15 protein-coding genes are annotated in these 17396 nt (G+C 67.9%); 7 read left to right on the top strand and 8 right to left on the bottom strand.

Features of this window, described 5'->3' with window-relative positions:
- The first annotated feature begins 116 nt into the window (after window positions 1-116).
- Window positions 117-701 carry a DUF2239 family protein gene (locus tag JHD77_RS14045; protein ID WP_003122118.1) on the top strand — a complete coding sequence of 195 codons (585 nt, stop codon included), beginning with the start codon at window positions 117-119 and terminating at the stop codon, window positions 699-701.
- A 13-nt stretch (window positions 702-714) separates the two neighbouring features.
- Here JHD77_RS14045 and mltF read toward each other — a convergent pair whose 3' ends face one another.
- Entirely contained in the window at window positions 715-2187 is a 1473-nt protein-coding gene (gene mltF / locus JHD77_RS14040; RefSeq protein WP_003104806.1) for a membrane-bound lytic murein transglycosylase MltF, read from the bottom strand.
- Between the two features lie 286 nt (window positions 2188-2473).
- Between mltF and purL the strand changes: the two genes are divergently transcribed.
- The 3 genes from purL (at window position 2474) to JHD77_RS14025 (ending at window position 7152) form a co-directional block, all read left to right on the top strand.
- The gene (gene purL, locus JHD77_RS14035; protein WP_003104809.1) at window positions 2474-6370 is read left to right on the top strand and encodes a phosphoribosylformylglycinamidine synthase; all 3897 of its coding nucleotides are present in this window, start codon (window positions 2474-2476) and stop codon (window positions 6368-6370) included.
- 6 nt (window positions 6371-6376) lie between these two features.
- Complete coding sequence (locus tag JHD77_RS14030; RefSeq protein WP_003113822.1) at window positions 6377-6655, top strand: CDGSH iron-sulfur domain-containing protein; 279 nt, start codon at window positions 6377-6379, stop codon at window positions 6653-6655.
- A 179-nt stretch (window positions 6656-6834) separates the two neighbouring features.
- The gene (locus JHD77_RS14025) at window positions 6835-7152 is read left to right on the top strand and encodes a Nif3-like dinuclear metal center hexameric protein (RefSeq protein WP_003092679.1); all 318 of its coding nucleotides are present in this window, start codon (window positions 6835-6837) and stop codon (window positions 7150-7152) included.
- Between the two features lie 201 nt (window positions 7153-7353).
- Here JHD77_RS14025 and nagE read toward each other — a convergent pair whose 3' ends face one another.
- The 7 genes from nagE to JHD77_RS13990 all read right to left on the bottom strand — a co-directional run bounded on the left by nagE (window position 7354) and on the right by JHD77_RS13990 (window position 15866).
- Window positions 7354-9066 (bottom strand): N-acetylglucosamine-specific PTS transporter subunit IIBC, encoded by a 1713-nt coding sequence (gene nagE / locus JHD77_RS14020; RefSeq protein ID WP_003162429.1) that lies wholly within the window; start codon window positions 9064-9066, stop codon window positions 7354-7356.
- A gap of 24 nt (window positions 9067-9090) precedes the next feature.
- Window positions 9091-11619, bottom strand: a complete 2529-nt coding sequence (ptsP, locus tag JHD77_RS14015) for a phosphoenolpyruvate--protein phosphotransferase (RefSeq protein WP_003117450.1) — start codon at window positions 11617-11619, stop codon at window positions 9091-9093.
- 16 nt (window positions 11620-11635) lie between these two features.
- Entirely contained in the window at window positions 11636-12658 is a 1023-nt protein-coding gene (locus tag JHD77_RS14010) for an SIS domain-containing protein (RefSeq protein WP_009876948.1), read from the bottom strand.
- Window positions 12655-13746 (bottom strand): N-acetylglucosamine-6-phosphate deacetylase, encoded by a 1092-nt coding sequence (gene nagA, locus JHD77_RS14005; protein ID WP_031755343.1) that lies wholly within the window; start codon window positions 13744-13746, stop codon window positions 12655-12657. The genes JHD77_RS14010 and nagA overlap by 4 nt, the downstream gene beginning before the upstream one ends.
- 16 nt (window positions 13747-13762) lie before the next feature.
- Window positions 13763-14506 carry a GntR family transcriptional regulator gene (locus JHD77_RS14000; protein WP_003117452.1) on the bottom strand — a complete coding sequence of 248 codons (744 nt, stop codon included), beginning with the start codon at window positions 14504-14506 and terminating at the stop codon, window positions 13763-13765.
- 242 nt (window positions 14507-14748) lie between these two features.
- Window positions 14749-15249, bottom strand: coding sequence for a L,D-transpeptidase family protein (locus tag JHD77_RS13995; protein WP_003092667.1), 501 nt, complete (start codon window positions 15247-15249; stop codon window positions 14749-14751).
- 62 nt (window positions 15250-15311) lie between these two features.
- Window positions 15312-15866, bottom strand: coding sequence for an NUDIX hydrolase (locus JHD77_RS13990; RefSeq protein WP_003092665.1), 555 nt, complete (start codon window positions 15864-15866; stop codon window positions 15312-15314).
- A 140-nt stretch (window positions 15867-16006) separates the two neighbouring features.
- On the opposite strand from JHD77_RS13990, the gene JHD77_RS13985 reads away from it, so the two are divergent.
- From JHD77_RS13985 to JHD77_RS13975, 3 genes are read left to right on the top strand one after another with little or no spacing between them, the layout of a single operon-like run.
- Window positions 16007-16618: a CoA pyrophosphatase gene (locus JHD77_RS13985; RefSeq protein ID WP_031652511.1), complete on the top strand. Its 612-nt coding sequence runs from the start codon at window positions 16007-16009 to the stop codon at window positions 16616-16618.
- Between the two features lie 37 nt (window positions 16619-16655).
- Window positions 16656-17180, top strand: a complete 525-nt coding sequence (locus JHD77_RS13980) for a gamma carbonic anhydrase family protein (RefSeq protein ID WP_003092662.1) — start codon at window positions 16656-16658, stop codon at window positions 17178-17180.
- A complete protein-coding gene (locus JHD77_RS13975) occupies window positions 17177-17371 on the top strand; it encodes a DUF1289 domain-containing protein (protein ID WP_003092660.1) in 195 nt (64 codons plus the stop codon). Before JHD77_RS13980 ends, JHD77_RS13975 begins: the two co-directional genes overlap by 4 nt.
- Window positions 17372-17396: the final 25 nt, after the last annotated feature.

Here is a 17396-nt window from a genome sequence, read left to right as displayed (position 1 = left end):
GCCGGAAGAGGCCGCCATAGGGCGGCCTTTTTCATGGGATTTATTTTATCCGGATAATATTGTCGCTCTATTTATATCCGGGTATTATTCGGGCGTTCCATCCATGGGAGCCTGTCATGGCCAATGATCCATACATCCAATCCTTCACCTGCTTCGACGGCACGCGTCGGCTGCTGACGGCGGCGCTGCCGGAGGTCGCGCTGGCCTTGAAGCAAGCGGTCGCCGGCGGTGCAGCCGGACCGCTGCTGGTATTCGACAATGCCACTGGGCGCTCCGTCGATCTCGATATCCGTGGTTCCAGCGAGGACCAGCTGGCGCGCCTGGTCGTCGCAGGCGAGCGGCAACCGGCGGAGGAGGCCGCGCCGCGCGGGCGCGGGCGGCCGAAGCTGGGCGTGGTGGCGCGCGAGGTGACCTTGTTGCCGCGCCACTGGGAATGGCTCGCTGCGCAGCCCGGGGGCGCCTCGGTGGCGCTGCGCAAGCTGGTCGAGGAGGCGCGCCGCAGCCAGTCCGGGCGTGCGCGGCAGGCGCAGGAGCGCGCCTACCATTTCATGAATGCGATGGCCGGCGACCTGCCGGGCTTCGAGGAGGCGACGCGTGCGCTGTTCGCCGGGGATCGCGAGGGCTTCGCCGAGCGGATCGCCGGCTGGCCGACCGATGTGCGCGAGCACGCCGCCTGGCTGGCAAGCGACGGAGAATCCTGAGGGGAGGGGGCGGCTAGAGTTTCTCGTCGCCGCTGTCTTCTTCCGGGCGCGTCTTGTTCACGCCGGGCAGGTGCAACCCGCTCTCGGCGATCTGGCTGCCTTCCATCTGCGGCTGGGTCACCCAGGTGAGGATGTCGTAGTAGCGCCGCACGTTCTGTACGAAGTGCACGGTCTCGCCGCCGCGCGCATAGCCGTAGCGGGTCTTGGCGTACCACTGCTTCTGCGCCAGGCGCGGCAGCATCTTCTTCACGTCCAGCCACTTGTTCGGGTTGAGGCCTTCCTTCTCGGCCATCTTGCGCGCGTCTTCCAGGTGCGCGCCGCCGATGTTGTAGGCGGCCAGGGCGAACCAGCTGCGGTCCGGTTCCTTGATGCTCTCGGGCAGTTCGCTGCGGATCTGCACGAAATACTTGCTGCCGCCCTGGATGCTCTGCTTCGGGTCGAGCCGGTTGGACACGCCCATCGCCTGGGCGGTCCGGTTGGTCAGCATCATCAGGCCGCGCACGCCGGTCTTGGAGGTGGCGCCGGGCTGCCACAGCGATTCCTGGTAGCCGATGGCGGCGAGCAGGCGCCAGTCGGTATCCAGCTGCTTGCCGCTCTGCTTGAAGTGGCTTTCGTAGCGCGGCAGGCGTTGCTGCAGGTGCTGGGCGAAGGTGTAGGCGCCGACGTAGCCGAGTACGTCGACATGCCCGTAGTAACGGTCCTTCAGGCGTTGCAGCAGGCCTTCCTTCTTGGCCTGGTCGAGGAACGCGTTGACCTCGTTCATCAGGCTGTCGTCGTCGCCCCCCGGCAAGGCCCAGGCCAGCCCGCGGGCTTCGCCGAAGTCGAAGGCGACGCGGACGTTGGGGAAGTACACCTGGTTCATCGCCAGTTCGTTGGAGTCGACCAGGGTCAGGTCGATGTCGCCGACGTCGACCATGCGCAACAGGTCGACCACTTCGACAGCATCGGATTCTTCGTACTTCAGTTCGGGATACTGCTTCTTCAGCTCGGCGAGCTGCTCCGCGTGGCTGCTGCCCTTGAGCACCATGATGCGCTTGCCGACCAGGTCTTCCGGGCGGGTCGGGCGCTGCTGGCCGTTGCGGTAGATGATCTGCGGGGTTACGTCGAGGTAGGTGTGCGAGTAGCGCACGCTGGCGTCGTCTTCGCGTCCCGGGGTCAGGCCGGCCGCGGCGAGCGCCGGGCCGCCCTCGCGGGAAAGCTGGGCATAGAGGTCGTCGAGGTTGTCGGCGGTCTCGATCTTCAGCTCGACGCCGAGACGCTCGGCGAAGCGCTTGGCCAGTTCGTATTCGAAGCCGGTTTCGCCGTTGCGGTCCTGGAAGTAGGTGGCCGGGCTGTTGCGGGTGATCACGCGCAGTACGCCCTCCTTCTGCACGCGCTCCAGGGCGGTAGGGGCTTTCGCCTCGCTACAGCCCGCAAGCAGCAGAAAGATGCCGGTCGCCAACAGCCAGGCGGCGCAACGTAAGCGGTACGCGGTCAGGGCAAACATCGGCGCAGTATACGCAAAGGCGAGACGGCGCCATATCTCGACAGCCGGGACCTTCTCTGCTATCGCCGGGATACCGTTCGTCCGCCGTTTCGCTTGCCCCGTCGCAGAGCGCTGCGGCGCCGTTCTCGAAGTGCTTCGAAGCGGGCCGCCGCGGATCCGATGGAGGGCTATGCGATAGCCATCGGCGCGGGTGCCGCCGGACGGTGCTTTACGGTAGAATGCACGGCCTCTGCGGGCCGGCCCGGCCGGCCCCCACACCTTCCCGTCTCCAGAGGCTGTTCCGACAATGCTGATCCTGCGCGGCGCTCCCGCCCTTTCCGCTTTCCGCCACGGCAAACTGCTTGAGCAACTGACCCAGCACGTACCTGCCGTTACCGGGCTGTACGCTGAGTTCGCGCATTTCGCCGACGTCACCGGCGCGCTCACCGCCGACGAGGAGCAGGTGCTGGCGCGGCTGCTGAAATACGGCCCGAGCGTGCCGGTGCAGGAGCCCAGCGGACGGCTGTTCCTGGTGGTGCCGCGCTTCGGCACCATCTCGCCGTGGTCGAGCAAGGCCTCCGACATCGCCCGCAACTGCGGCCTGGCGAAGATCGACCGGCTGGAGCGCGGCATTGCCTACTATGTGCAGGGCGAACTGTCCGAGAGCGACGCCCAGCAGGTCGCCGCCCGCCTGCATGACCGCATGACCCAACTGGTGCTGGACCGCCTGGAAGGCGCCGCCGAGCTGTTCAGCCATGCGCAGCCCCGCCCGCTCACCGCCGTCGACGTGCTTGGCGGCGGTCGCGCCGCGCTGGAGAAGGCCAACGTCGAGTTGGGCCTGGCCCTGGCCGAGGACGAGATCGACTACCTGCTGAAGAGCTTCGGCGAACTGGGGCGCAACCCGCACGACGTCGAGCTGATGATGTTCGCCCAGGCCAACTCCGAGCATTGCCGGCACAAGATCTTCAATGCCAGTTGGGACATCGACGGGCAGGCCCAGGACAAGAGCCTGTTCGGCATGATCAAGAACACCTACGAGATGAACCGCGAAGGCGTGCTGTCCGCATACAAGGACAACGCCGCGGTCATCGTCGGCCATGTCGCCGGGCGTTTCTTCCCCGATCCGCAGACCCGCGAATACGCCGCCAGCCGCGAGCCGGTGCAGATCCTGATGAAGGTGGAGACCCACAACCACCCGACCGCCATCGCGCCGTTCCCCGGTGCCTCCACCGGTTCCGGCGGCGAGATCCGCGACGAGGGCGCCACCGGCCGCGGCGCCAAGCCGAAGGCCGGCCTGACCGGCTTCACCGTGTCCAACCTGCAGATCCCCGGTTTCGAACAGCCCTGGGAAGTGCCCTACGGCAAGCCCGAGCGCATCGTCACCGCGCTGGACATCATGATCGAGGGCCCGCTGGGCGGCGCCGCGTTCAACAACGAGTTCGGCCGTCCGGCGCTGACCGGCTACTTCCGTACCTTCGAGCAGAAGATCGCTACCCCTCACGGCGAGGAAGTGCGCGGCTACCACAAGCCGATCATGCTCGCCGGCGGCATGGGCAACATTCGCGACGAACACGTGCAGAAGGGCGAGATCAGCGTCGGCGCCAAGCTCATCGTCCTTGGCGGCCCGGCCATGCTGATCGGCCTGGGCGGCGGCGCCGCCTCTTCGATGGCCACCGGCGCCAGCTCCGCCGACCTCGACTTCGCCTCGGTGCAGCGCGACAACCCGGAAATGGAGCGACGTTGCCAGGAAGTGATCGACCGCTGCTGGCAGCTCGGCGAGCGCAACCCGATCAGCTTCATCCATGACGTCGGTGCCGGCGGCCTGTCCAACGCCCTGCCGGAACTGATCAACGACGGCGGCCGCGGCGGTCGCTTCGAGCTGCGCGCGGTGCCCAACGACGAGCCGGGCATGAGCCCGCTGGAAATCTGGTGCAACGAGTCGCAGGAGCGCTACGTGCTGTCGGTGGACGCCGCCGACTTCGAGACCTTCAAGGCCATCTGCGAGCGCGAGCGCTGCCCGTTCGCGGTGGTCGGCGAGGCCATCGAGCAGCGCCAGCTGACCGTCGCCGACAGCCATTTCGACAACAAGCCGGTGGACATGCCGCTGGAAGTCCTGCTCGGCAAGGCGCCGCGCATGCACCGCGCGGTCACCCGCGAGGCCGAGCTGGGCGACGATTTCGACGCCGCCGGGCTGGAGCTGCAGGAAAGCGTCGAGCGCGTCCTGCGCCATCCCGCCGTGGCCAGCAAGAGCTTCCTGATCACCATCGGCGACCGCACCATCACCGGGCTGGTGGCCCGCGACCAGATGGTCGGGCCCTGGCAGGTGCCGGTGGCCGACTGCGCCGTCACCGCCACCAGCTTCGACGTCTACACCGGCGAGGCCATGGCGATGGGCGAACGTACCCCGCTGGCGCTGCTGGACGCCCCGGCTTCCGGACGCATGGCCATCGGCGAGACGGTCACCAACCTGGCTGCCGCGCGTATCGGCAAGCTGTCCGACATCAAGCTTTCCGCCAACTGGATGGCCGCCGCCGGCCACCCCGGCGAGGACGCGCGCCTGTATGACACGGTCAAGGCCGTGGGCATGGAACTGTGCCCGGAACTGGGCATCACCATCCCGGTGGGCAAGGACTCGATGTCCATGAAGACCCGCTGGCAGGACAATGGCGAGGACAAGAGCGTCACTTCTCCGGTCTCGCTGATCGTCACCGGCTTCGCCCCGGTCGCCGACGTGCGCCAGAGCCTGACCCCGCAACTGCGCCTGGACAAGGGCGAGACCGACCTGATCCTGATCGATCTCGGCCGCGGCAAGAACCGTCTCGGCGGCTCGATCCTGGCCCAGGTCCACGGCAAGCTCGGCCGCGCCGTGCCGGACGTCGACGACGCCGAGGACCTGAAAGCCTTCTTCGCGGTGATCCAGGGGCTCAATGCCGACGGCCATATCCTCGCCTACCACGACCGTTCCGACGGCGGCCTGATCACCAGCGTGCTGGAGATGGCCTTCGCCGGTCACTGCGGCGTCGAGCTGAACCTCGATGCCCTGGCCGATAGCCGCGAAGAGCTGGCGGCCGTGTTGTTCAGCGAGGAACTGGGCGCGGTGATCCAGGTTCGCGAGGGTGCCACTCCGGAAGTCCTCGCGCAGTTCAGCGCCGCCGGTCTCGACGACTGCGTGGCGGTGATCGGCCAGCCGGTCAACGGCTACGAGATCAACCTGAACTACAACGGCGAGACCGTCTACAGCGCCCAGCGCCGCATCCTGCAACGCATCTGGAGCGAGACCAGCTACCAGATCCAGCGTCTGCGCGACAACGCCGACTGCGCCGAGCAGGAGTTCGACGCGCTGCTGGACGAAGACAACCCCGGGCTGTCGATCAAGCTCAGCTACGACGTCAACGACGACATCGCCGCGCCCTACATCAAGAAGGGCGTGCGGCCGAAAGTGGCGATCCTCCGCGAGCAGGGCGTCAACGGCCAGGTGGAGATGGCCGCGGCGTTCGACCGCGCCGGCTTCGCCGCGATCGACGTGCACATGAGCGACATCCTCGCCGGGCGGGTCGACCTGGACGCCTTCAAGGGCCTGGTGGCCTGCGGTGGCTTCTCCTACGGCGACGTGCTCGGCGCCGGCGAGGGCTGGGCCAAGTCGATCCTCTTCAACGCCCGCGCCCGCGACGGCTTCCAGGCGTTCTTCGCGCGCAAGGACAGCTTCGCCCTCGGCGTCTGCAACGGCTGCCAGATGATGTCCAACCTGCACGAGCTGATTCCCGGCACCGAGTTCTGGCCGCACTTCGTGCGCAACCGTTCCGAGCAGTTCGAGGCGCGGGTGGCGATGGTCCAGGTGCAGGAGTCGTCGTCGATCTTCCTGCAGGGCATGGCCGGTTCGCGCCTGCCGATCGCCATTGCCCATGGCGAAGGCCATGCGGAGTTCGAGTCGGAGGAAGCGTTGCTCGAGGCCGACCTTTCCGGCTGCGTGTCGCTGCGTTTCGTCGACAACCACGGCAAGGTCACCGAAGCCTACCCGGCCAACCCCAACGGGTCGCCGCGCGGCATCACCGGGCTGAGCAGCCGCGACGGCCGGGTCACCATCATGATGCCGCACCCCGAGCGGGTGTTCCGCGCCGTGCAGAATTCCTGGCGTCCGGACGACTGGCAGGAAGACGGCGGCTGGCTGCGCATGTTCCGCAACGCCCGGGTCTGGGTGGACTGATCCGGCATGGCGGGCGATGCGGACTCCAACTCGTCGCCCGACCTTCTTCCCGAGGTTCGCCGGGTCTCTCCCGGCGACACCTTGCGGCTCTGTACCTGCGGGGCTTCGGCTTCGCTTCCCGATTGTCCCGCCGACTGCCGCAACGGCCTGACGCTCCACGCGACCCGCGAGCGCCTGTTGCTGTTGTGCCGCTGCGGGCGCTCCGCCGACCTGCCGTATTGCGACGGCAGCCATGCGCCTTCCGCCTCCGGGCTGAAGGCCAGGTGGCGGCGTTTCCGCGGCTGAACGTAAATCTGTGAACGCCCGCACGAAGGTGTTGTGACGAGCGAACAAATGTTGCGCTTATCTGTCGTAAAGGCAGCGTCAAATATTCATCATGTCAAGGCAAAGTGCCATTATTTGGCGTCGGCAGTCGCACAACCACCGACCGCCTCGTGCAGCATTCGATTCGTGCGGAGAAAACGATGTACAAGCTGTGTTTCTATGTGCCTGAGAGCCATCTGGATGTCGTCAAGCAAGCGGTGTTCGCCGCGGGTGGCGGGCGCATCGGGGCGTACGACAGTTGCTGCTGGCAGTCCCTTGGCCAGGGCCAGTTCCGGCCCCTGGACGGTAGCCAACCCTACCTGGGCCAGGTCGGCCAGGTCGAGCACGTGGCGGAGTGGAAAGTGGAGCTGGTGGTGGCCGACGAGCTCATCCACGCCAGCGTCAAGGCGCTGAAGGCGGCGCATCCCTATGAGACCCCGGCCTACGAAGTCTGGCGCCTGACCGACATGGTCTTCTGAGTTTTCCTCGGACAAGCAAGAAGGGCGGCCAGTTGCCGCCCTTTTCGTTATCCGCCTCACGGGGAGAGCCCGACCCGGGGCTGTGGCGTGGCGCGAACAACCGCTTCGCGATTATCGAACCCGAACGGGGGAGCTGTGGCGTAGGGCGAATAACCGCTTGGCGGTTATCCGCCGATTGGCCGAGGTCCAGCCCTCCTGCCGTCAGCGCCGCAGCAGCGGTTGCAGGGCCTGGCTCAGGGCCGCGGCGCGGGGGCCCACCAGGATATGGCAGATGCCGCCGGCGAGGGAGCTGACGCCCTGTCCGCCGAGACGACGCAGTTGCTCGGTGGCCAGCTTGCGTTCGTCCGCCACGCTGACCCGCAGGCGGGTCAGTGCGACGTCCCGTACCTCGCGCAGGTTGCCGGCGCCGCCGAGGGCGCCGAGCCAGGCCTGGGCTTCGGCGGCGTCGACGGTGGCCTGCATCGACACCACCTCTTCGGCTGCGTTCGGACTGCCCAGCGGCGGTACGGCTTCGCCCGGTTGCGTATCGAAGGGCAGGGCGCGGCGGATCTCGTCGGCGATGCTGTCGGCCTGTGGGCCGACCACCACCTGCAGGCTGCCGGCCTTGCCCGGACGTACCACGGCCATCGCACCGAGGGCCTTGAGCTGGGCGTCCGAGGCCTTGTCGCGGTCGACCAGGCGCAGACGCAGGCGCGTGGTGCAGGCGTCCACCACTTCGAGGTTGGTTGCGCCACCCAGGGCGCGGATGAATGCCGGGGCGCGCTCGGCTTCGGCGTTGTCGCCCGATTCGCTGCTCGCGTCGTCTTCCCGGCCCGGGGTCTTCAGGTTGAAGCGGCGGATGCAGAAGTCGAACACCAGGTAATAGATGCCGGCATAGAGCAGGCCCAGCGGCCAGAGCATCCAGCCGTGGGTGGAACGGCCCCAGCCCAGGGCGAGGTCGATGGCGCCACCGGAGAAGGTGAAGCCGAGGCGGATGTCGAGCAGGTCGGTGAGGGCCATGGACAGGCCGGTGAGCAGCGCATGCAGCAGGTAGAGCAGCGGCGCGAGGAACATGAAGGCGAACTCCACCGGCTCGGTGACGCCGGTGAGGAAGGCGGTCAAGGCCATCGACAGGAGCAGCCCGCCGATCAGCTTGCGCCGCTCCGGACGGGCGTTGCGGTACATCGCCAGGCAGGCGGCGGGCAGGCCGAACATCATCACCGGGAACATCCCGGCCATGAACTGGCCGCCCTTCGGGTCGCCGGCGAAATAGCGCGCCAGGTCACCGGTGACGACGCGCCCGGTTTCCGGGTCGGTGAAGCTGCCGAAGACGAACCACACCAGGTTGTTGAGGATGTGGTGCAACCCGGTGACGATCAGCAGGCGGTTCAGCACGCCGAAGGCGAAGGCGCCGAAGCTGCCGCTTTCCAGCATGAGTTGGCCGAGGCCGTTGATGCCCTGTTGCAGCGGTGGCCAGATCACCCCGAACAGCAGGCCCAGGCAGACCGCGCTGATCCCGGTGGCGATCGGCACGAAGCGGCGGCCGCCGAAGAACGCCAGGTATTCCGGCAGCTTCACGTCCTTGAAGCGGTTATACAGGGCGCCCGCCACCAGGCCGCTGATGATGCCGGAGAGCACGCCCATGTCGATGCCCGGATCGATCACCTTGAGCACCGAGATCATCACCAGGTAGCCGATGGCGCCGGCGAGGCCGGCGGTGCCATTGTTGTCGCGAGCGAAACCGACGGCGATGCCGATGGCGAAGATCAGCGCCAGGTTGGCGAAGATCGCCTTGCCGGCGTCGTGGACCAGCGGAATGTCGAGCAGGTCGACGTCGCCCAGGCGCAGCAGCAGGCCGGCGATCGGCAGGATCGCGATCGGCAGCATCAGGGCGCGGCCCAGGCGTTGCAGGCTTTCGATCAGGAACGGGGGCATGGCGGTGGTCTCCGATTGTTCTTGTCAGGCCAGCGGCCAGTGTTGCAGGCAGGCGTCGCGCACCGCCCGGGCGCTGCCCAGGTCCAGTAGCGCCTGGGCGTGGCGGCGGCATTCAGCGGCGTCGAGCTGGCGCACCCGGGTCTTGATCTCGCCGACCAGGTTCGGCCCGACGGACAATTCCTCGACCCCGAGGCCGACCAGTACCGGTGTCGCCAGCGGGTCCGAGGCCAGCGCACCGCAGACGCCGACCCAGCGGCCGTGGCGGGCTGCTCCGGCGCAGGTCTGGGCGATCAGTCGCAGCAGCGCCGGGTGGAGGGCGTCGATGCGGTCGGCCAGGCCGGCGTGGCAACGGTCCATGGCCAGGGCGTACTGCGACAGGTCGTTGGTGCCGATGGAGAGGAAGTCGGCGTGTTCGGCCAGTTGATCGGCGAGCAGGGCGGCGGAGGGCACCTCGATCATCACCCCGAGTTCGGGCAGGCGCTCGATCCCCAACTGCGTGGCCAGCTCGCCGAGGCGGCCACGGATGGCGCGCAGTTCATCGACCTCGCTGACCATCGGCAGCAGTATCCGGCAGCGTTCCAGTGGTTCGACCCTGAGCAGCGCGCGCAACTGCTGGTCGAGCAGCTCCGGGCGCGCCTGGCCGAGGCGGATGCCGCGCAGGCCCAGTGCTGGGTTTTCTTCCACCGGCAGCGGCAGGTAGTCGAGGTGCTTGTCGCCGCCGACATCGATGGTGCGGATGATCACCTTGCGCTGGCCCATGGCGTCCAGGACCTCCTGGTAGGCGTTGCGCTGCTCCTCTTCGTCGGGCGCGGCGCGGCGCTCGAGAAAGAGAAACTCGGTGCGTAGCAGGCCGACCCCGTCGGCACCGTTGGCGAAGGCTTCGGCGGCCTCGCGCGGCGAGGCGACGTTGGCGCCGATCTCGATGCGCCGGCCGTCGCGGGTGAGCGCCTCGCGCTGCGCATCGGCCTGCTGGCGGCGGCGTTGTTCCTCGCGCTGCGCCACTTGCAAGGCGACCTGCTCCAGGCGTCGAGCGTCGGGGCTGAGTTCCAGCCGGCCCTGGCCGGCGTCCAGCACCACCTGCCGGCCTTCCTCCAGCTCCAGCAGCCCGGCGCCGAGCGCCACCAGGCACGGCAGGCCCTTGCTGCGGGCGAGGATGGCCACGTGGGAGGTGGCGCCGCCTTCGGCCATGCACAGGCCAGCCGCGCCGGCATCCACCAGCGGCGCGAGGTCGGAGGGAGTGATCTCCCGGGCGGCGACGATGGCGCCAGCAGGCACCCGCAATGGCGCGGTGTCGCCGAGCAGTACCCGCAGCACGCGTTTTTCCAGGTCGCGCAGGTCGTTGGCGCGCTCGGCCAGCAGCAGGTTGCCCAGCGCCTGGAGAATCTCGCACTGGGCCTGGATCGCCCGGTGCCAGGCGTGGGCGGCGCCGACGCCCTGGTCGATCAGCATGTCGGCGGCGTCCAGCAGACCCGGGTCTTCCAGCAGTGCGAGATGCGCGGAAAAGATCGCCGCTTCGTTCTCGTCGCCGCCGAGCCTGGCCTGCTGCAGGCTCCCCTGTACGTCGTCGCGCACCCGTTGCAGGGCCTGGTCCAGGGCGAGGTGCTGTTCCTCGGGACGATGCCGGCCGTCATCCGCCGGCAGGCTGATGGCGCCGAGCCGCGCCAGGGGACCGCTGGCCAGGCCGGGCGAAGCGCAGACGCCGGCCAGGGTACCGGCGACAGCCGCAGGTCGCGCCGGCTCGCCCGGGGCGATGGCGCGCGGGGCCTCCTTCGGAGCCCCCGCGGTGGCGCTGGCGAGGGCCGCGAGCAGGGCGTCGAGGGCCGCCTCGCTGTCTTCGCCGCGACAGATCACCTCTACCTCGTCCTGTTCGGCGACCCCCAGGCCCATGATGCCGACCAGGCTGTCGACGCTGGCCACCTGCCCGGCGAAGTGCAGTTCGGCCTGGCTGGAAAAGCCCTGCGCGGTCTTCCGTAGCAGCGCTGCCGGGCGTGCGTGCAGACCGCCATGATGGGCGACCCGCGCCCGCCCGCGGACCTGGCGCTGCGCGGAGCCTTCGCCAGGCGCGGGATTGGCCGGACGTTGCTCGGCCTTCTCCGGACTCAGTTGCAGGAGCGGCGCGCCGACCTCCACCGGGTTGGTGGTCAGCGGGCGTACCTGGAAGCCGTCGCCGTTGGTCAGGATCATCACCGTGATCAGACTGCGGCTGCCGCGGGCGACGCGGTCCAGGTCGAAGCGCAGCAGCGGCTGGCCCTCGATCACCCGCGCACCTTCCTCGACCAGCGCCTCGAAGCCTTCGCCTTGCAGCTGTACGGTATCGAGGCCGACGTGCAGCAGCAGCTCGGCACCGTTGTCGGCGCGCAGGCTGAGCGCGTGGCGGGTTCGCGCCAGGTGGCTGACCAGCCCGGCGCAGGGCGCGTGCAGGCAGTCGTTGAGTGGGTCGATGGCGATGCCTTCGCCCAGGGTGCCGCTGGAAAACACCGGGTCGGGTACTCGGTTGAGCGGCATCACGGGGCCGCTCAGGGGCGCTTTGAGGGCGAGATTCTTGTTGTTCATGGGCGCGCGCTCAGGCTCAGTGGGTTCGGGTGACTTTGCTCAGGTGCCGTGGCTGGTCCGGGTCCATGCCGCGGGCTTCGGCCAGGCCGGCGGCCATGACGTAGAAGCTCTGGATCGCCAGGATCGGATCGAGCGCCGGATGCGCGGCGCGCTGCAGCGGCAGGTCGCGTTCGGCGATGTCGTCCGGGGCGGCGAGCAATACCTGCGCACCGCGCTGGCGCATATCCTCGGCGAGCGCCAGCAGGCCTTCCTGCTCCGGGCCGCGGGGAGCGAATACCAGCAGCGGATAGCGCTCCTCGACCAGCGCCATCGGTCCATGGCGGACCTCGGCGCTGCTGAAGGCCTCGGCCTGGATCGCCGAGGTTTCCTTGAATTTCAGCGCGGCCTCCTGGGCGATGGCGTAGCCGGCGCCGCGACCGATCACCATCAGCCGCTGGCAGTCGCGCAGGGCCTCGATGGCCGGCGACCAGTCGAGCCTGGCGGCCTGCTCCAGCCCGGCCGCCAGGCCCTGGCCGGCGGCCAGCAGGGCATTGTCGCGCTGCCAGTGGGCGAGCAGGCGGGCGCTGGCGCCGAGCGTGGCGATGAAGCTCTTGGTCGCTGCGACGCTGCGCTCGGTGCCGGCGCAGAGCGGCACGACGAATTCGCTGGCGGCTTCCAGCGGCGAATCTTCGGCATTCACCAGGGCGATGCCCAGGGCGCCGCGTTCGCGCAGGATGCGCAGGCTGTCCACGAGATCGGGGCTCTGTCCTGACTGCGAGAAAGCGAAGACGGCCTGCCCGGCGACACGCAGCGGCGAGCGGTTCAGGGTCACTACCGACATGGGCAGCGAGGCCACCGGCAAGCCGGCGTGCTGCATGGCCAGGTAGGCGAAGTAGCTGGCGGCATGGTCGGAGCTGCCGCGCGCGACGGTCAGCGCCAGGTTCGGATCGACCTCCCGCAGGCGCTGGCCAAGCGCCGGCAGGCAAGCGTCGAGCACGGCCAGTTGACGGCTCGCCACCGCGGCGGCGGAGAGCGCTTCCTCGAGCATCAGCGAAGTCATTCGAGTTCTCCTTCCACCATCACGGCGTCGAGTTCCAGGGAGCGATCCAGGCGCACCACATCGGCCCAGGCTGCGGGCGCCAGGCGGCCGCGCTCGGCGAGGCCGAGGTAATCGGCGGGGAATTGCGAAAGGCGTTGCGAGGCTTCGGCCAGGGGCAGGCCGATCTTCACCAGGTTGCGCAGCGCCTGGTCCATGGTCAGGGTGCTGCCGGCCAGGGTGCCGTCGGGCAGGCGCACGCCGCCCAGGCACTTGGTCACCGTGTGGCTGCCGAGCTTGTACTGGCCGTCGGGCATGCCGGCGGCGGCGGTGGAGTCGGTCACGCAGTACAGGCACGGGATCGAACGCAGGGCCACCCTGATGGCGCCGGGATGGACATGCAGCAGGTCGGGGATCAGCTCGGAGTAGCGTGCGTGGGCCAGGGCCGCGCCGACGATACCCGGTTCGCGGTGGTGCAGGCCGGTCATCGCGTTGTAGAGGTGGGTGAAGCTGCTGGCGCCGGCTTCCAGTGCGGCCACGCCGTCCTCGTAGCTGCCCAGGGTATGGCCGATCTGCAGGCGTACGCCGCGCTCGGCGAGGGCGCGGATCAGCGGCCGGTGTCCGGCGATCTCGGGGGCGATGGTGATCACCCGGATCGGCGCGCGGCGCAGGTAGTCCTCGACTTCCTCGAGCACCGCGGCATGGGCGAAGTTGGGCTGCGCGCCGAGCTTGCCGGAGTTGATGTAGGGGCCTTCCAGGTGCACGCCGAGTATCCGTGAACCGCCCTCCAGCGAGCGGCGGCAGTAAGCGCCGAGCTGGCTGAGGATGTCGGCGATCTCCTCGCGCGGTGCGGTCATGGTGGTGGCCAGCAGCGAGGTCGTGCCGAAGCGCCGGTGGGTGCGGGCGATGGTGGCGAAGGCGTCGCCGCCTTCCATGATGTCGCGGCCGCCGCCGCCGTGCACATGCAGGTCGATGAAGCCTGGCAGCAGGTACGGATCGGCGTTGCCGGCCGGATCGCAGGGCTCGCCTTCGATCCGCTGGATACGCCCGTCCTGGATGTGTAGGCGGCCGAAGACCCAGCCTTGCGGGGTGAGAATGTTGCCTTCGAGCATGGCGGTTCCGTGTCGGTCAGCGTCGCAGTTCGGCGACGAAGTCGTAGTAGTCGTTGCGGCAGTAGGTGTCGGTCAGCTCGATCGGGGTGTTGTCCTCGAGGTAGCCGATCCGGGTCATCAGCAGCATCGCGGTGCCCGGCGCGATGCCGACCAGCGCGGCATCGGACGCGGACGCGTTGATCGCGCGCACGTGCTGGAGGGCGCGGACCACTGGGCGACCGATGCCGTCCAGGTATTCGTAGAGGGAATCGCCGACCGCTGTCGGGTCCGGCAGCAGGCGCGCCGGCAGGGTGCTGTTCTCGATCGCCATCACTGTGCCGTCGGCCTTGCGCAGGCGCTTCATGCGCGTGACCTTCTCGGTCGGCGAGAGGCCGAGGCGGATCAGTTCGTCGTGGGTGGGCAGGGCGATGCCGCGCTCCAGCCAGGTGGAGCCGGGGGTGAAGCCTTTCAGGCGGAGCATCTCGCTGAAGCTGGAGAGACGCGACAACGGTTGTTCGAGACGCGGCGTAATGAAGGTGCCGGAGCCCTGGTTGCGGCGGATCAGGCCCTGCTCGAAGAGTACTTCGAGGGCCTTGCGCGCGGTGACGCGGGAAATGTTCAGGGTTTCGCTGAGGTTGCGTTCGGAGGGCAGCGCTTCCTCCGCTTTCCACTGGCCGGCATGGATCGCGCTCTCGAGATTGCGCGCCAGCTGCAGATAGAGGGGGGTGGGTTGCGCCTCGTCGGGACGCAGGGCCAGGAGCAGGTCGTGGGCTGTCTTCATGAGAGGTTCCGATGCGGATTGTGTTGTTGTCGCCCGGTAATGCTGGGAAAACTAATACCACTTGAATACCACGTCAATGCCAGTTGTGCGTCGCGCACGCGTCAGCCAGCCGTCCCGTCGATTGACTCGGCCTGAGTAAGGGATGCAAGGGTTTGACGGATAAAAGAAAACGCCGCCGGAAAATCTCGCGGCGGCGTTCCTGGCGTGGCTGACGGCTGACGAGTGGTATCAGCCTGGTTCTGTCAGGGGCGGATCTCGATCAGCGTGCCGTCTTTCACCACGCTCCAGACTTCGCGCATGTCGGTGTTGTTCATGGCGATACAGCCATTGGTCCAGTCCAGGGTGGAGAAGTACCACTCCGGGTATTCGTCATCCAGCGGGGTGCCGTGGATCATGATCATGCCACCGGCCGGCAGGCCCTTTTCCCGGGCCTTGGCCACGTCGCGGGCGTTGGGGTAGGAAATGTGCATGGAGAGGTTGTAGTTGTTGCTGGTCTTGCGCCAGTCGATCCAGTAGAAGCCTTCCGGGGTGCGGTTGTCGCCTTCGGCCAGCTTCGGGCCGGTCGGGCGCTTGCCCAGCGAGACACGGTAGCTTTTCAGGACGTTGCCTTTGTTGAGGAGCAGCAGTTTTCGCTCGGACTTGAGCACCAGGACCTTGTCCACCTTGCCTTCCAGGCTCGGCGCGGCATTGGCCTGGGTCAGACTGGCGAAGGTCAAGCACAGCAAAGCAAGCAACCAGCGCATGGAAGTGAAATCCCCGATGTTCCCTTGAGCCGCAACGGCGGCGGTGTTCGAGTGTTTGGCGTTCAGTCTTTCTTATAGGAAGCCAGCATAGGTGCAATGGCTTCGTTGCGCACCGGGAAGCAGCCTTCGCGGCGGTCGCTGAAGTAGCATTCTAAGGTACGGCCGATGGTCGGAAAAGCCAGCTCCGACCAGGGAATCTCCGCTTCGTCGAAAAGCCGCACCTCCAGGCTTTCATCGCCGGCGGAGAAATCCAGGTCGAGCAGCTCGGCGCGGAAGAACAGGTAGACCTGGCTGATGTGCGGCAGGTCGAAAAGGGTATAGAGCTGCAGGTCGCCGATCCGCGCGTTGGCTTCTTCCTCTGTCTCGCGGGCCGCCGCCTGGGCGAGGGTCTCGCCGTTCTCCATGAAGCCGGCCGGCAGCGTCCAGTAGCCCAGGCGCGGCGCAATGGCGCGACGGCAGAGCAGGACCTGGCCGTCCCACACCGGCAGGCTGCCGGCGACGATACGCGGGTTCTGGTAGTGCACGGTGTGGCAGGCGTCGCAGACGTAGCGCAGGCGGTTGTCGCCGTCCGGGATGCGCTGGACCACCGTGGCGCCGCACAGGCTGCAGAATTTCATGCCAGGTTCTTCTTCGGGGAAAGGCCTATCTTGCTCGGCTGGCCGGGAGGCGACAAGGCCCCGTGCGGGAGGGGTGGGCTGGCCGGGGCTTTCGTGCCATGATCTCGGGGAAACGACAAGACCTCGGAAACCCCGGCAGTATGAACTGCACGCTCGACCAGCTGCGCCAACGCATCGAGGCGCACCGCCCCCGCCAACTGGATACCGACCAGCGCTTCCCCCAAGCGGCCGTGCTGGTGCCCATCACCCGCAGCGACGATCCGGAGCTGGTGCTGACCCTGCGCGCCGCCGGTTTGTCCACCCATGGCGGCGAGGTCGCCTTCCCCGGCGGGCGGCGCGACCCGGAAGACGCCGACCTGGTGCGCACCGCCCTGCGCGAGGCGGAGGAGGAGATCGCCTTGCCGCCGGGCCTGGTGGAAGTGGTCGGGCCGCTGAGCACCCTGGTCTCGCGGCATGGCATCGAGGTCACTCCCTATGTCGCCTTCATTCCCGACTTCGTCGAGTACCAGCCCAACGACGGCGAGATCGCCGCGGTGTTCAACGTGCCGCTGAGTTTCTTTCGCGACGACCCGCGCGAGGTCACCCACCGCATCGACTACTTCGGCCGCAGCTGGTACGTGCCCAGCTATCGCTTCGGCGAGTTCAAGATCTGGGGCCTGACGGCCATCATGGTGGTGGAGCTGGTCAACCTGCTGTACGACGACCCCATCGACCTGCACACGCCGCCGGCTTCGTTCATCAAACTGAGTTGACCGACGGGGCGCAGACCCCGGCCATGAGGAGATCGCGATGAAATACCGCCTGGGCGATGCCCGCGTCGAAACCCATCCCGACAGCTGGATCGCGCCCAGCGCAGCGGTGATCGGCAAGGTTCGCCTGGATGCCGGCGCCAGCGTCTGGTTTGGCGCGGTGCTGCGCGGCGACAACGAGCTGATCCATATCGGCGAGCACAGCAACGTCCAGGACGGCTCGGTGATGCACACCGACATGGGCTATCCGCTGACCCTCGGCAAGGGCGTCACCGTCGGCCACAACGCCATGCTGCATGGTTGCAGCGTGGGCGACTACAGCCTGGTGGGGATCAACGCGGTGATCCTCAATGGGGCGAAGATCGGCAAGTACTGCATCATCGGCGCCAACGCGCTGATTCCCGAGGGCAAGGAGATTCCCGACGGCTCGCTGGTGATGGGCTCGCCGGGCAAGGTAGTGCGCGAGCTGAGCGAGCCGCAGAAGAAGATGCTCGAGGCCAGCGCCGCCCACTATGTGCACAATGCCCGCCGTTACGCCCGCGACCTCGTCGAGGACCCGGCGTGAACGAGCGACCGGTGGCTTCGCCCTGCGTGCATGTCTGCGCGCTGGACGAGCAGGACATCTGCATCGGCTGCCAGCGCACGGCGGCCGAGATCACCCGCTGGGGCCTGATGAGCAACGACGAGCGCCGCGAGGTGCTCGGTCGCTGTTTCGAGCGCGCCAAGGCGCAAGGGCTGGTCAGCGGTTCCGCCTGAAGCGGATTCCGTTTTCTTTCATTTC

The organism is Pseudomonas sp. P20 (assembly GCF_016463925.1).
Lineage (GTDB): Bacteria > Pseudomonadota > Gammaproteobacteria > Pseudomonadales > Pseudomonadaceae > Pseudomonas > Pseudomonas aeruginosa.
This window is presented reverse-complemented; position numbering and strand designations above follow the sequence as displayed.